This window comes from Shewanella putrefaciens (assembly GCF_016406325.1).
GTDB classification, from domain to species: domain Bacteria; phylum Pseudomonadota; class Gammaproteobacteria; order Enterobacterales; family Shewanellaceae; genus Shewanella; species Shewanella putrefaciens.
The window spans coordinates 1592936-1608708 of record NZ_CP066370.1 but is presented as its reverse complement, the minus strand read 5'-3'; the positions used below and the strand labels follow the sequence as shown (position 1 = coordinate 1608708).

The following is a 15773-nucleotide window of genomic DNA, read 5'->3' as shown; positions in this document are numbered from 1 at the left end:
AATGATTTATAAATGAGTGTGCTAATTAGACGCCTATGCCTGACAACGGCAGTTTCCTGCATGAGTTGGTTGATGGTTGCATGTGGCCCCCAACAGATCCCTTCTGGTTTGGTTTATTGCTCCGAAGGGAACCCCGAGTCTTTTAATCCGCAGTTGGTGACTTCGGGTACGACTATCGACGCGACATCCCATCAAATCTACAGCCGCTTAGTGGATTATGATACTCAGTCAGGCAATCTTGTTCCGGCATTGGCGACCAGTTGGTCTATGTCAGAGGATGGCTTAAGTTATCGTTTTAAGTTAAGGGAAGGAGTTCAATTTCAGCATTCGTCGCGCTTTACGCCTTCTCGCCCATTTAACGCCGATGATGTGTTATTTTCTTTTAATCGGATCATCAATACACAGCATCCTTACCATTGGGTGTCCCGTACTGGCTATCCCTTCTTTCAAAGCATTGGATTTTCGGAACAAGTTAAGCTAATAGAAAAAGTAAACGACCACGAAATCATATTTTATTTAGCCCGTAAAGACGCTTCTTTTTTATCTAATCTTGCCACTGACTTTGCCGTAATTTTGTCCGATGAGTACGCTCAGCAGCAACTGGCGCTCGGGCATCCAGAGAATGTCGATCATTACGCCATTGGTACCGGGCCTTTTACACTAGTTAAGTACGTTAAAAATGAATATATTCGCTATCGCCGTAACCCCGACTTTTGGGGCGAACCTGCAAAAGTCGATATGCTGGTATTTGATATCACGCCCAAAAGCACTGTGCGCCTAGCAAAACTTATCGCTGGTGATTGCAGTGTTTCAGCTCTACCTAAGGCAGGAGAATTACCTGTCATTGGACAACATAAAGAGTTAAATATTGAATCTCAACCTGGTCTTAATGTGGCGTTTTGGGCTTTTAATACGCTAAAACCACCACTCGATGACGTACGTGTGCGCAGCGCGCTAGCTCATGCTGTTGATAAGCAACATATTCTGCGAGCGGTTTATCAAAACACCGCTGTTGAAGCCATAGGTGTTTTACCGCCAGCATCTTGGGCCTACGACAATAACAAAGGACTTATTGATTACAATCCACAAAAAGCACGGGATTTATTGAAAGAGGCAGGCATAAAAAACCTCAGTATTGATATCTGGGCAATGCCAGTTGCACGTGCTTATAACCCTAATACACTTAAAACAGCAGAGTTAATTCAGTCAGACTTAGCCAATGTTGGGGTTAAAGTAAACATCATCAGTTACGACTGGAGCGTATTTAGCCAACGATTGAGCCGCGATGAGTATGATTCGGTATTAATTGGATGGAACGCTGACAACAGCGATCCAGATAACTTTTTCACCCCATTACTGAGCTGCTCGGCAATGTTGTCGAACAACAATCGCTCCCGCTGGTGTAACCCTGAATTTGATACCATCCTAGCAAGAGCAAAGGATGTATCAACTCAAGCTGAGCGCAAAGTGATTTATCAGCAAGCTGAAGCCTTTTTAGCGGAACAGATACCTATGCTAAGTTTGGCTCATGCTAAACGTGTAGCATTAACTCGTCACGATATTACAGGCATGCAATTAACTCCCTTTGGTGGGATATCTTTTGCACATACTGGCCTAATCCAACCGGAGACTAATTGATGTTTCGATATCTGCTTCGGCGGCTCAATCTGTTTATCGCAACGTCCTTCGTTATGATTGGAGTGCTCTTCTATGCTACCGGATTATTTCCCGTTGAACGAAGTTTTGCACTCACAGGCATCCATTCTCCTACCGCCAGCCAAGAGATTCAAATTGAGCAAGATTATCAACTAAACGACAATCAAGCTTGGCAATTTTTCGCCTATATAAAACAAAGGTTAAGCGGTAATTTAGGGGTATCGGTTACATCACAACAAAGTGTCGCTGAAGAGTTAAAAACGGTACTCCCCGCATCATTTGAACTCGCGATAATGGCTGCCATTATCGCCATTGGCTTAGGTGTGCCATTAGGCGTTTTAGCATCGCAAAGCCAACATAAACTTACTCAAAATACGATCATGGCAATCACCTTAACAGGCTACTCAGTGCCTGTTTTTTGGCTAGGTCTCTATTTATCCCTCTGGTTCGGGGTTAATCTTGGTTGGTTACCGATTTCTGGACAAATCAATTTGCTCTATGAAATCAAGCCTGTTACAGGCTTTATGTTAGTCGATACCTTGTGGTCAGATTCTGAATATGGCAAATCGGCATTTAAAGATGCGCTGCTGCACATCATTTTGCCAGCGACTACGCTTGCCGTATTACCTTTTACAGTGGTGGTTCGTAGCACTCGTTCGGCAATGATGAATGTGATGAATCAAACTTTTATCCGTGCCGCGGAGGCGAGAGGCATGCATACTAGCACTATCATTCTACGCCACGCGCTACCTAATGCGTTGATCCCTGTGCTTAAACATTTAGGATTGATGCTCGGTTCTTTTGCCAGCTATGCGATTGTCGTCGAAATGATCTTCTCATGGCCAGGTGTCGGCTCATGGTTGGTGTCAGGAATTTATCAACGGGATTATACTGTCATCCAAGGTGGTATTCTGGCCGTTGCCCTATTGATCATCTTTTTAAGTATCTTGATTGAAGTATTACACACTGTCTTTAATCCATTAAGCAGAAAAGACCTTTATGCTACCAGCTAAGATTTATCAAGAAGATCAAATTGCCTCTCCTATGATGCGAGTATGGCAAAATTTTTCAGCAAATCCGTTTGCTCTAGCAGGTTTGTGGACAATTGTATTCTTACTGCTACTCACTATTTTTGGGCCAATGATTGCGCCCTTTTCCCCTGAAACTCAGGATCCAAGAGCACTCTTGTTACCGCCATCATGGGATCCATCCGGTACTGTTGAGCATTTTTTAGGAACAGATGATCTCGGACGCGATATCTTTAGCCGACTATTACACGGCGCACACCTTACTTTTGGTATGGCCATTTTAATAGTGGTAACGGCACTATTCACAGGCTTTATTATCGGTTCTTTATCCGGCATGATGCGCGGTTTAAAATCCAGTATTCTTGGTCACTTACTCGACGCGCTATTGTCGATCCCTTCGCTGTTAATGGCCATTTTAGTCGTAGCTGTGATGGGACCGGGCCTTGATAATGTGTTTTGGGCCGTGGGGATTGCCTTAACCCCACAATTTGTCCGCTCCATACACCAGTCAGTGCATGAAGAATTACAAAAAGAATATGTCACAGCCGCGCGTTTAGACGGCGCTAACTCGATGCAAATTTTTTGGTATGTCATTATGCCAAACGTATGGGAAGTCGTGATAATTCAAACTACCTTAGCCATTTCGGCAGCCATTTTAGATATCGCGGCCCTTGGTTTTTTAAGCTTAGGCGCACAAGCTCCCAGTCCTGAATGGGGTGCAATGGTCGCACAGGGCGTAGATAATTTATTAACCGCACCTTGGACCGTCACAATTCCTGGGTTAGCAATTCTTTTTAGCGTACTCGCCATTAACTTGGTTGGCGATGGCCTACGGTCGGCGCTTGCGCCCATCAGAAACTAACTTATGCCTTTACTCGACGTACGAAATCTCACGATTGAACTCGATACGCCCCACGGTAGAGTGCGGGCACTCGAAAAAGTCAGCTTGACCCTGAATGCCGGAGAAATCCATGGATTAGTAGGCGAATCGGGTTCAGGTCGTAGCCTTCTCGCCAGGGCCATTCTTGGCATTCCAGGTCCTAACTGGACGATTACTGCCGATCGTATGATGTGGGACGGTAATAATCTGATGGCCATGACAGCTAAAGAGCGCCGCAATTTGATGGGGTCGGACATGGCGATGATTTTCCAAGATCCCTCCGGTAGCCTTGATCCTGCACAAACTGTCGGCAATCAATTAATGCAAGCTATGCCAAAGAATCCTAAGCACTATTTCTGGCAACGCCATAAACATGCACGATTGACGGCACAAAAATGGCTACATAAGGTAGGTATCAAAAATCCACAAAAAGTCATGTCTAGCTATGCATGGGAGCTATCAGAAGGTGAATGCCAAAAGGTGATGATTGCGATGGCTGTCGCCAATCAGCCACGGTTATTGATTGCAGATGAACCGACAAACTCGATGGAACTTAGCACTCAAGCCCAAATTTTTCGGTTATTATCACAGTTAAATCAACTGCAAAATGTGTCAATTTTAATCATTAGCCACGAACTTGAAACTCTAGCACAATGGTGCGATCACTTATCCGTACTCTATTGCGGGCAAGTGATGGAATCAGGGCCAACTGAAGATCTCATCACCCAGCCCTTTCATCCTTATACCAAAGCACTACTCGATAATATGCCTGACTATTCAGGTATTGTGGCCCATAAGGCCATTATGCCGACATTACCAGGTTCAGCTCCTGCACTACAGCATCTTCCAATTGGTTGTCGCTTAGGACCTCGGTGCCCTGAAGCACAGAAGAAATGTGTGAATCAGCCTAATTTAAGTCACCTTAAAGACCGCTATTTTGCTTGCCACTTTCCTTATCACGGCGAAACAACAAATGACGACCCCACTGCTTAAAGTTAACGATCTCTACAAAAGATACGACACAGGTTATAAGGGGTTCTCACGCCAATATAACGATGCATTAGCACCAGTATACTTCGAGCTTAACCGCGGAGAAACCTTAGCGATTGTGGGTGAAGCTGGATCAGGTAAAAGCACTCTTGCCCGTATCTTAGTTGGTGCAGAACCCCGTAGTGGTGGCGAAATTTTCTTTGAGGGTGAGGCCTTAGATAGCCGTGATATTAAACAGCGTTGTCGGTTGATTAGAATGATTTTTCAAGATCCTAATACTTCACTCAACCCACGCCTGACCATTGGCCAATTGCTCGATGAACCCTTACGTTTTAATACCCAACTTTCGGCTAAAGAGCGCCATAATCAGGTAGTAGATACTCTTAGAAAAGTCGGCCTATTACCCGAACATTCGGATTTTTATCCCCATATGATTTCTGAGGGCCAAAAACAACGAGTTGCCGTTGCTAGAGCGTTAATGCTCAATCCTAAGATCATCATCGCCGACGAAGCCTTGACCGCATTGGATCTTTCTGTACGCTCACAAATTCTCAATTTACTCTTAAGACTACAAAAAGATCTCGGCTTGTCTTATATCTTCGTTTCCCATAATCTCAACATCATTCGCCATGTTAGCGATAAAATCATGGTATTACACAAGGGCGTAATGGTTGAAAAAGCGCTTACAGAACAGATATTTAATTCACCACAACATGAGTACACTCAACGACTTGTTCAAGAGCAGAGTCTGTTTGTCCACAAACGCTAAACTGCTCCAACCACTTCAATAATCAGGTGAATTGGCTAAAAATAGGTGCCATTTCCCCGCTGAAATATTTATCCTATTGGTCATTTTGATAGAAGAAGCTAAAACATGATTATCAAACCCAAAATTCGCGGATTTATTTGTACCACTACACACCCAGTCGGTTGTGAAGCAAATGTTCAAGAGCAAATTACCTTTATAAAAAACAAAGGCAAAATCGCTAACGGCCCCAAAAAGGTATTAGTGGTTGGTTCATCAAGTGGTTATGGCCTATCTTCACGTATCGCTGCTGCTTTTGGTTGCGATGCGGCAACCATTGGCGTGTTCTTCGAAAAGCCAGGAACAGAAACTAAACCAGGCACAGCTGGTTGGTACAACTCTGCCGCTTTCGATAAATTTGCGAAGGCAGAAGGTTTATATTCTAAAAGCATTAACTGCGACGCTTTTAGCCATGAAGCTAAACAAAAAGTCATTGAACTTATCAAGCAAGATCTTGGTGAAATCGACATGGTTGTTTACTCATTGGCATCACCAGTACGCAGATTACCTGATTCGGGAGAGGTTATTCGTTCAGCATTAAAGCCAATTGGTGAAACTTATACTGCAACAGCCGTTGATACCAACAAAGATTGCATTATTGAAGCAACTGTTGAGCCCGCAACTGAACAAGAAATTGCTGATACTGTCACGGTAATGGGCGGGCAAGATTGGGAATTATGGATCAAAGCCCTATCAGAGGCTGGTGTATTAGCAAACAATTGCAAAACCGTCGCCTATAGCTACATAGGGACAGAACTGACGTGGCCGATTTATTGGCATGGCGCCCTTGGCAAAGCAAAAATGGATTTAGACCGTGCTGCAAAGGCCTTAAATGATCAACTGTCAGCAACCGGTGGTAGTGCTAATGTGGCGGTACTGAAGAGCGTTGTGACTCAAGCAAGTTCCGCTATTCCAGTTATGCCACTATATATCGCTATGGTCTTCAAAAAAATGCGCCAAGAAGGTCTCCATGAAGGCTGTATGGAGCAGATCTACCGTATGTTCAGCGAACGTCTATACCGTACAGATGGCGCAAAGCCAGAAACCGACAGCGACAATCGCCTACGTTTAGACGATTGGGAACTACGTGATGATATTCAGCAGCATTGCCGTGATTTATGGCCGCAAGTGACCACAGAAAACTTATCAGAATTGACTGACTATCGTGAATATAAAGCAGAATTTATAAAATTATTTGGCTTTGGAATCGAAGGGATTGATTACGATGCCGACGTTAATCCATATGTTGAGTTTGATGTTATTGAACTCCAATAAACTGCGATAACTAATAACAGCTAAACGCCACTTTTTAGTGGCGTTTTTATTTGCAACGCCCAAACTTAAATACGCAGCAGTCGCTCTTGTGGGCATCCTCATCATTTCCTCATATTCATAATCCACTTATACCAATCGATTAAATATCTGTTCATTCAGCGGGAGTTCAGCGCGCTTTAGGCAAGGCGAAGGCTTGAAGGAATAGTGATAAGCCTTAAACGCAGTATAAAGCGCACTGAAGCCCGCCCTTCGGGAGTCACACTGGCATCCCACTCCGGTGTTGCATTGACTTAAAAGGGAATGACCATTTCTGCGTCAATGCGCCTTGGATTGAGATGCCTGTGAGGCTCTGAACTGATTAGATATTTAATGTGATTGGTATTATGGAAAAATGATAAAAACTAGCGCAAGAAATACCCTCAGTGGCAAGATAAAATCCATAGGAATAGGCGATTGAAATATGGAACATCACAGTCGTGCTATAACCTTATCCAAGCGAAAAATAAAAAAGGCCAAGGTAATCACTTGGCCTTTTTAAATTATCAGTAGGATAATTGGTTTAATCCACTATCCCAATTGAATCACTCTGCTGAGTAAACCACTTTAGCATTGGCTTTAAGTGAGTCAATCAAACCACGATAGTCAGCTTCACTATATTGTGCGTTCAAGCGTTGTTTAAGAGCATTAACTAACTCATCACTCACGCCTTCTGCAGCATTGACTTTATCAAGTGCAATCACAGCATAACCATTAGCTAAACCAACAATATCGACAACTGGCGTACTGCTAGGTGTTGGCATTTGGAACGCTTTACCCACAATAGCAGCATCCACATTTTGTTCGCCGCGGCCTAGTTTCACTTTAGACACTAAACCAAGATCAGTTGCAGCAGCGTTAACTTGTGTCATCAACTCTTGTGCTTTTGCACGGGCAGCTTCATTCGCCTGGTCCTGCTTCAAACGCTCTGTGATATTGGCTTTCACTTCCGCTAGGGCTAAAGTGCCCGCATCGTGATGCTCTTTAACACGGATAACAACCACGTGATTAGGCTCAAGCTCAATCACTTCACTGTTTAAACCTTTCAACTTAACGGTATCAGAGAAGGCGGCCTTCACTAAATCAGGTTTATTGAGCCCCTCAGGTGCATCATCACGCGAAAATAGTGGCGTAGTTTTAATTGATACGCCAAGCACTTTTGCCGTTTCAGCTAAAGTATCAGGAACTTCATAGCTGGTATCCGCTAACTTACTTTGCAGACTGTAGAACTGATCTACTGCTTTCTTATCCTGCAACTGAGCGACAATTTTGGCTTTAACATCGGCAAATGGTACTGTCGCACCCGCCTGTACATCAAGTAACTTGATAATGTGGTAACCAAAGCCCGTTTTAACAACCGCAGAATGCTCGCCCTTATTGAGTGCGAATAAAGCCGCATCGAAGGTAGGCTCCATCACACCAGGTTCAAACCACTCCAGTTTACCGCCCTGCTCTGCGCTTAATCTATCGTCAGAATGCGCCTTAGCAAGTTCAGCAAAATCTGCACCATTATCGAGTTGCTTGGCTAAATCAGCAGCTTTGGTCGCTGCATCATCCTGATCTGCATTAATGAGGATATGTGCAGCTAAACGCTTCTCGTTAGCCAGATATTGCGTTTTATGTTCATCATAATAAGCTTGTGCTTCTTCGTCAGTCACAGGACTATTTTTAGCAAAATCAGCAGCGTTTAGCTCAACATACTCTAAGCTTACCTGTTCTGGGCTCATAAATTGCCCTTGGTTTGCATCATAGTAGTTTTTAACTTGCTCATCGGTCACGGTGGCATTGGCTAAAAATGGTGCAGAATCCACCACCAAATAACGAATATCACGAGTTTGACCTTGTAACTCAGCTAATTGCTTTGCTTCGCTTGGGAGCACAAATTCAGTACCCACAAGGGCGGCAGTTAACTGACGGCGAGTCATATCAACACGCATCATATTTCTAAAGCTTTGCGGTTGATAACCTAACTGGCGCAAAATCGCTTGATAACGCTCGTTATCAAATTTGCCATCGGTTTGGAAAGCAGGCTCTAACTTAATGGCAGTAATAATTTGCTCATCAGAAACTCGAAGACCCATAGTGCTCGCCGCTTGGTCGATAAGTTTATCGGCAACCAAACGCTCTAATACGCTCTGCTTAATACTTTCTAGATATCTTTCATCAGCAGATAATGCAGCAAACATCTCACCCAGTTGTTGCTCCATACGAGAGCGCTCGCTCTGATATGCTTGCTCTAACTCGGCTTTAGTGATCTTGTCACCATTGACTTCTGCAGCGGGTACGTCAGTGGTTGAGCCCAAATAGCTACTCACACCTGCAAATGCAAAAGATAAAATCACAAGTACGAGAATGCTTTTAGCAATCACGCCTTGCGAACCGTCGCGGATCTTCTCTAACATCAGATTTCTCGCTTGTTGCGATTAACAAAATAAAAAGGCGCATCAGGTTGAGATGCGCCTTTCTGTAATTTATGGGGATGATTCAGACGCTACCACAGGTAAGTGCTAAAACCCCGAGTAATGGTAGAAAATAACCTTCAAAATCCATTACTTTCAATTCGTAAAAAGCACTGATTTAACAGTGCTTGTATATTACGAACGCCTTACAAAGGCTACGATATCAAAAATTAATTGACAGCGTCTTTCAGAGCTTTACCTGCTTTAAAGGCAGGAATTTTTGCTGCTGCGATTTTGATTTCTTCACCCGTTTGTGGGTTGCGACCAGTACGCTCAGCGCGCTCACGCACTTCAAAAGTACCAAAACCAACAAGAGAAATTTTATCGCCTTCTTTCAGACCTTCGGTCACAGCAGCGATAAAAGAATCCAGTGCACGGCCAGCAGCGGCTTTAGAAATATCAGCACCAGAAGCAATTTTCTCGATTAGTTCAGATTTGTTCATGTCATCCCCTTGAATGTAATTTTTTTGCGCCGCAACCAAATCCGTCTCTAGAGCGGTCTGCGGAGGCTTTTATAACAAGCTTGAATTCAAAGTTCAAGCTGAGTTCGAAAACCAAAGAAATAAAACTGGATACAGCTCAAAGCCAGTTGCGCCAAGGGCTTGGAGCAGCTGGCTCTCCACAGACCTAGGCTACCACAGGTCTGCGCTTTGTTAAGCCCCTTTTTTCACTTTTTTTAGCTTGATAGCGCATTTTCTTGCGTTATGCCAAGTTTTTAACCACTTCAAAGCCTTCAACAGGTCTTTCTAAGGCAAGTTTTAACACTTCATCGACCCAACGCACAGGACGAATTTCTAAATCGGCAATCACATTGGCAGGAATTTCTTCCAAATCACGCTCGTTTTCTTTTGGAATGAGCACTAATTTTATGCCACCACGGTGTGCTGCTAACAGTTTTTCTTTCAAACCACCAATAGGTAATACTTCACCACGTAAGGTAATTTCCCCAGTCATGGCTACGTCGCTACGAACAGGGTTGCCTGTTAAGCTTGAAACTAAAGCAGTACACATTGCCGCACCAGCCGATGGACCATCTTTGGGTGTCGCACCTTCAGGTACATGGACATGAATATCACGCTTCTCGTAAAAGTCAGCATTGATACCCAATTGCTCGGCACGGGCACGAACTACTGTCATCGCCGCTTGAATAGATTCTTGCATCACATCACCAAGGGAACCTGTATAGGTTAACTTACCTTTACCTGGTACTGATGTTGCTTCAATCGTCAATAAATCACCGCCGACTTGCGTCCAAGCGAGGCCTGTCACTTGACCAATCTGGTTTTTAGACTCGGCTTTACCGTAGTCAAAGCGCTGCACACCAAGGAATGATTTCAAGTTATCTTGGTTCACAGTCACAGACTTAACTGACTTATCAAGCAAAATCATTTTCACGACTTTACGGCAAATCTTCGACAATTCACGCTCAAGCGAACGCACGCCCGCTTCACGGGTGTAGTAACGAATAATGCCAATAATTGCGCTGTCATCCACATGAATTTCACTGGCTTTAAGGCCGTTGCGTTCAATTTGCTTAGTCAGTAAATGTTGCTTGGCAATATTTAACTTCTCGTCTTCGGTATAACCCGACAGGCGGATAACTTCCATACGGTCTAGCAGTGGCCCTGGAATGTCCATCGAGTTGGACGTAGCCACAAACATCACATCGGATAAGTCATAATCAACTTCAAGGTAATGGTCGTTAAAGGTCGCATTTTGCTCAGGGTCAAGCACTTCTAACAATGCCGACGCTGGATCGCCGCGCATATCTGAGCTCATCTTGTCTATCTCATCGAGCAAGAATAACGGGTTCTTCACGCCCACTTTAGCCATTTTTTGAATGACCTTACCCGGCATAGAACCGATATAAGTACGGCGATGACCACGAATTTCCGCTTCATCACGCACACCGCCTAAGGCAACACGCACATATTTACGACCAGTCGCCTTAGCAATCGATTGGCCGAGCGAAGTTTTCCCCACACCTGGTGGCCCAACGAGGCACAAAATTGGCCCTTTAAGCTGACGTACTCGGCTCTGTACCGCTAAATATTCTAAGATACGTTCTTTAACCTTCTCCAGACCATAATGGTCGGTATCAAGCACTTCTTGGGCTTTGGCTAAATCACGTTTGATTTTAGAACGCTGGCTCCAAGGTACTGACGTCATCCAATCCACATAACTGCGAACAACTGTCGCTTCAGCGGACATCGGTGACATCATGCGTAGCTTGTTAAGCTCGGCGAGGGCTTTTTCCTTCGCTTCGCTTGGCATGTTGGCCTCTTCAATCTTACGATTTAAAGCTTCAAACTCATCATGGCCCTCATCTAAGTCACCCAGTTCTTTTTGGATGGCTTTCATCTGTTCATTCAGATAATACTCACGCTGGCTCTTTTCCATCTGTTTTTTAACGCGGGTGCGGATACGTTTTTCAACCTGCAGTAGGTCAATCTCCGATTCCATCATCGCCATTAAATATTCCAGACGTTCGCCGACGTTGACCATCTCAAGCACCGACTGCTTATCTTCAAGCTTAAGTGGCATGTGGGCGGCCATAGTATCGGCCAAACGCGCCGCTTCATCGATACCCGATAAAGAGGTTAAGACTTCTGGCGGGATCTTTTTGTTCAGCTTGATATAACCTTCAAACTGCCCAATAGCGCTACGCACTAAGACTTCTTCTTCTTTGTCTTCTAAAGGCTCTGATTCAAGATACTCAGCCTTAGCTACAAAGAATTCTGTCTCTTGGGTATAACGGGTTATTTTAGCGCGACGCCCCCCTTCAACAAGTACTTTTACCGTACCATCTGGCAATTTTAACAACTGCAAAATAGAAGCTACAGTACCGATATCAAAGATATCGTCTTTGGTTGGCTCATCTAACTCGGCATCACGCTGAGCCACTAAAATAATTTGTTTATCCTGGGCCATTGCCGTTTCGAGACAACGAATAGACTTTTCTCGGCCAACGAACAACGGAATTACCATATGGGGATAGACCACCACATCTCGCAGTGGCAGCACGGGGAGTTCGATATGCGCTTCACGCTCTAGGGTCATAGCTCGATTCCGTTTTGGTGAATGGGATTGATAATGGAGTATATTGGGACAGTTTATTGAGTTTCAATGGTCAATACGAAAAAAGGAGTCCGATGGACTCCTTGTTTTTCAATTTATTAGCAATCAGTACAATTATTGTTCGCCAGACGCGGCTTGAGTCTCATTGTGCTCATAAATCAGGATAGGAGCAGACTCACCATTTACCACGGATTCATCCACTACCGCCTTCACCACACCGTCAACGGAGGGGATATCGTACATAGTATCCAGCAGAATACTTTCTACGATTGAACGTAGGCCACGGGCACCCGTCTTACGCGACATGGCTTTATGGGCAATCGCTTTTAGCGCATCTTCACGGAACTCAAGTTCAACGCCTTCCATCTCAAATAACGCGCTGTATTGCTTAGTCAGGGCATTTTTTGGTTGAGATAAAATTTGCACTAGGGCTTCTTCATCCAGTTCTGTCAGCGTTGCAACTACGGGCAAACGACCAATAAACTCAGGGATAAGGCCATATTTCACCAGATCACCAGGCTCAACTTGAGACAAGGTTTCAGAAATTGTCGCCTTGTCCTTTTCGCCTTTCACCTGCGCGCCAAAACCAATACCCGAGCCCACGTGGGCACGCTGCTCAATCACTTTCTCAAGCCCAGCAAATGCGCCACCACAGATAAATAGAATCTTAGAAGTATCGACTTGCAAGAATTCTTGCTGCGGATGCTTACGGCCACCTTGTGGCGGAACCGCGGCAACTGTACCTTCGATGAGTTTTAACAGCGCTTGCTGCACACCCTCGCCCGAGACGTCACGGGTGATCGATGGATTGTCGGATTTACGGCTGATTTTATCGATTTCATCGATATACACGATACCACGTTGTGCCTTCTCTACATCGTAGTCGCACTTTTGCAGCAATTTTTGAATGATGTTTTCAACGTCTTCACCCACATAACCTGCTTCGGTTAAGGTGGTTGCATCTGCCATAGTGAAAGGCACGTTTAAAGAGCGTGCTAGCGTCTCTGCTAGCAGAGTTTTCCCGCTACCCGTTGGGCCAATCAGCAAAATATTACTCTTGCCCAATTCAACCCCATCTTTAGGTGATGAATTTTTTAAGCGTTTATAATGATTATAAACCGCCACAGAGAGTACTTTTTTGGCTCTGTCTTGACCAATGACATAATCGTCTAAATGCGCACGCAACTCATGTGGCGTTGGCAATTTATCGCTATCACGTTTTGGAGAGATCTCTTTAATCTCTTCACGAATAATATCGTTGCATAATTCAACGCATTCGTCGCATACGTATACTGATGGGCCAGCAATGAGTTTTCTCACTTCATGCTGGCTCTTACCGCAAAAAGAGCAGTACAGCAATTTACCGCTGTCACCATTATTTTTGTTGTCGCCCATTAATTACCTCATTTGCAGTCTGCTCTACTGCCAGTCTTAAATTTACTTAACCTTTCACAGAGCATAGCCCAGTCAAAAGCAAAAATCAGCCACGCTTAGTCATCACTGAATCAACTAAACCGTATTCAACGGCTTGAGTTGCGCTCATAAAGTTATCGCGATCGGTATCACGCTCAATCACTTCAAGCGGCTGGCCTGTGTGCTCAGCCAGCATTAGATTCAGTTTATGCTTTATACCTAAAATTTCTTGGGCATGAATAGCGATATCAGAAGCTTGACCTTGAAAACCACCCAGTGGTTGATGGATCATCACGCGAGAGTTAGGTAAGCAAAAACGCTTGCCCTTTTCACCACCGGCTAATAAAAACGCGCCCATGCTAGCCGCTTGGCCAATACACACAGTGCTCACATTTGGCTTGATAAACTGCATCGTATCGTAAATCGCCATACCAGCCGTCACAGAGCCACCCGGTGAGTTGATATATAAGAATATGTCTTTATCTGGGCTTTCTGATTCGAGGAAGAGTAGCTGCGCCACAATCAAATTGGCCATGTGTTCTTCAACTTGACCTACCAAAAAGATAATCCGCTCTTTCAACAAACGAGAATAAATATCGTATGAGCGTTCACCCTTAGCGGTCTGTTCTATTACCATAGGCACTAGAGCGTTTTGTATATCTGACGCATTATGCATTATTCACTTCCCTAAATAAAAATGGCTCGCATGAGGAGCCTCATACGAGCCATTATAAATGGCGAACAGCTAATCAAGTCAAGCTTAGCTTATGCGCGACCAGTAGCCTTGTTCATAAATTCTTCAAAAGCGACTTCTTTTTCGGTCACTTTGGCCGATTTCAACAGTGCTTCAACGGCTTGCTCTTCTAAAGCGACGTTACGCATGTTTTGCATCAATTCTTTATTGCTGTTGTAATAAGCAATCACTTCACTTGGATCTTCGTAGGCAGACGCCATAGAAGCAATCAAGCCTTGTACACGCTCATCTTCCGCTTTCAGCTCGTTAGTTTTGATCACTTCGCCTAATAGCAGACCGATTTTCACGCGACGAGCCGCTTGCTCAGTAAATAATTCAGCTGGCAATTCTGGCATGTTAGCCGTTTGACCACCAAAGCGTTGCATTGCTTGTTGACGTAATACGTTAACTTCGCCATCAATCAGCGCTTTTGGCAGTTCGATGTCGTTGTTCGCTAACAAACCTGCGATCACTTGCTCTTTTACGTTAGCTTTTAACGCTTGCTCAAGTTCACGATTCATATTTTTACGGATTTCAGTTTTAAGGGCTTCTAAGCCACCTTCACTGATACCAAATAGTGCTGCAAACTCATCGTTGACTTCTGGCAGGTTAGCCGCTTGAACTTCAGTCAGTGTAATCGCGAACTTAGCCGCTTTACCTTTCAGGTTTTCAGCGTGATATTCTTCTGGAAAGTTCACGTCGATAACAAATTCTTCGCCCGCTTTGTGACCTAAGATACCCGCTTCAAAACCAGGGATCATACGGCCGCTGCCTAATTGCAGTTCGAAATCTTCAGCTTTACCGCCTTCAAATTCTTCACCGTCAACAGAGCCAACAAAGTTCATTTTCACTTTGTCGCCATCTGCAGCTTCACGCTCAACCGCGGCATAAGTCGCGTGTTGTTTGCGTAAAGTTTCAATCATGCTATCAACGTCAGCATCGGTTACTGATGCTTTTGGTTGTTCGACTTCGATCGCATCTAAACCTTTTAACTCAACTTCTGGATAAATTTCAAAGGTCGCGACGAATTCAAATTTTTCGCTATCAGTTGAACCAGGAATAAAAGTTGGAGCGCCAGCTGGATTTAACTTCTCAGCAATGATGGCTTCGATAAAGTTACGTTGCATCACTTCGCCGGTGATATCTTGACGAATTGCGGCGCCATAACGTTTGTTGATTACAGTGACAGGCACTTTACCAGGACGGAAACCTGGGATACGAGCACGCTTAGCTTCACGTTGTAAACTGTCTTTAACCAACTTTTCAATTTGTTCCGCAGGAACAGAAATGGTTAGGCGACGCTCTAGGCCTTGGGTTGCTTCAACAGAAACTTGCATTGTTTTACCTCGAAATTTGTCTAACGCCCTTTGTAATAGCCGAGTCATCAACTATTCAGGTATTCGTTTCTTGATCATTAAAT

The 15773-nt window shown here is 44.3% G+C and carries 12 protein-coding genes; 6 read left to right on the top strand and 6 right to left on the bottom strand.

The window, feature by feature from the left end; translation table 11 throughout:
* Positions 1 to 12 precede the first annotated feature (12 nt).
* The 6 genes from JEZ96_RS07130 to fabV all read left to right on the top strand — a co-directional run bounded on the left by JEZ96_RS07130 (position 13) and on the right by fabV (position 6634).
* On the top strand, positions 13 to 1638 hold the full coding sequence (locus JEZ96_RS07130) for an ABC transporter substrate-binding protein (RefSeq protein ID WP_011919075.1): 1626 nt from the start codon (positions 13 to 15) through the stop codon (positions 1636 to 1638).
* Positions 1638 to 2669: an ABC transporter permease gene (locus tag JEZ96_RS07125; protein WP_011789883.1), complete on the top strand. Its 1032-nt coding sequence runs from the start codon at positions 1638 to 1640 to the stop codon at positions 2667 to 2669. The genes JEZ96_RS07130 and JEZ96_RS07125 overlap by 1 nt, the downstream gene beginning before the upstream one ends.
* Positions 2656 to 3546: an ABC transporter permease subunit gene (locus JEZ96_RS07120; RefSeq protein ID WP_011789884.1), complete on the top strand. Its 891-nt coding sequence runs from the start codon at positions 2656 to 2658 to the stop codon at positions 3544 to 3546. The genes JEZ96_RS07125 and JEZ96_RS07120 overlap by 14 nt, the downstream gene beginning before the upstream one ends.
* Before the next feature lie 3 nt (positions 3547 to 3549).
* Positions 3550 to 4557: a peptide ABC transporter ATP-binding protein gene (locus JEZ96_RS07115; RefSeq protein ID WP_011789885.1), complete on the top strand. Its 1008-nt coding sequence runs from the start codon at positions 3550 to 3552 to the stop codon at positions 4555 to 4557.
* Positions 4538 to 5323 carry a peptide ABC transporter ATP-binding protein gene (locus JEZ96_RS07110; protein WP_025008230.1) on the top strand — a complete coding sequence of 262 codons (786 nt, stop codon included), beginning with the start codon at positions 4538 to 4540 and terminating at the stop codon, positions 5321 to 5323. Before JEZ96_RS07115 ends, JEZ96_RS07110 begins: the two co-directional genes overlap by 20 nt.
* Before the next feature lie 105 nt (positions 5324 to 5428).
* The gene (gene fabV / locus JEZ96_RS07105; protein ID WP_025008229.1) at positions 5429 to 6634 is read left to right on the top strand and encodes an enoyl-ACP reductase FabV; all 1206 of its coding nucleotides are present in this window, start codon (positions 5429 to 5431) and stop codon (positions 6632 to 6634) included.
* 581 nt (positions 6635 to 7215) lie between these two features.
* On the opposite strand, the gene JEZ96_RS07100 is transcribed toward fabV, so the two are convergent.
* The 6 genes from JEZ96_RS07100 to tig form a co-directional block, all read right to left on the bottom strand.
* Positions 7216 to 9072 (bottom strand): SurA N-terminal domain-containing protein, encoded by a 1857-nt coding sequence (locus JEZ96_RS07100; protein WP_025008228.1) that lies wholly within the window; start codon positions 9070 to 9072, stop codon positions 7216 to 7218.
* 227 nt (positions 9073 to 9299) lie between these two features.
* A complete protein-coding gene (gene hupB / locus JEZ96_RS07095) occupies positions 9300 to 9572 on the bottom strand; it encodes a nucleoid-associated protein HU-beta (protein ID WP_006081127.1) in 273 nt (90 codons plus the stop codon).
* Between the two features lie 259 nt (positions 9573 to 9831).
* The gene (gene lon / locus JEZ96_RS07090; RefSeq protein ID WP_011789889.1) at positions 9832 to 12189 is read right to left on the bottom strand and encodes an endopeptidase La; all 2358 of its coding nucleotides are present in this window, start codon (positions 12187 to 12189) and stop codon (positions 9832 to 9834) included.
* A 132-nt stretch (positions 12190 to 12321) separates the two neighbouring features.
* Positions 12322 to 13602: an ATP-dependent protease ATP-binding subunit ClpX gene (gene clpX / locus JEZ96_RS07085; RefSeq protein ID WP_011789890.1), complete on the bottom strand. Its 1281-nt coding sequence runs from the start codon at positions 13600 to 13602 to the stop codon at positions 12322 to 12324.
* Between the two features lie 85 nt (positions 13603 to 13687).
* Positions 13688 to 14296, bottom strand: a complete 609-nt coding sequence (gene clpP / locus JEZ96_RS07080) for an ATP-dependent Clp endopeptidase proteolytic subunit ClpP (RefSeq protein ID WP_011789891.1) — start codon at positions 14294 to 14296, stop codon at positions 13688 to 13690.
* 89 nt (positions 14297 to 14385) lie between these two features.
* The gene (gene tig, locus JEZ96_RS07075) at positions 14386 to 15690 is read right to left on the bottom strand and encodes a trigger factor (protein WP_011789892.1); all 1305 of its coding nucleotides are present in this window, start codon (positions 15688 to 15690) and stop codon (positions 14386 to 14388) included.
* Positions 15691 to 15773: the final 83 nt, after the last annotated feature.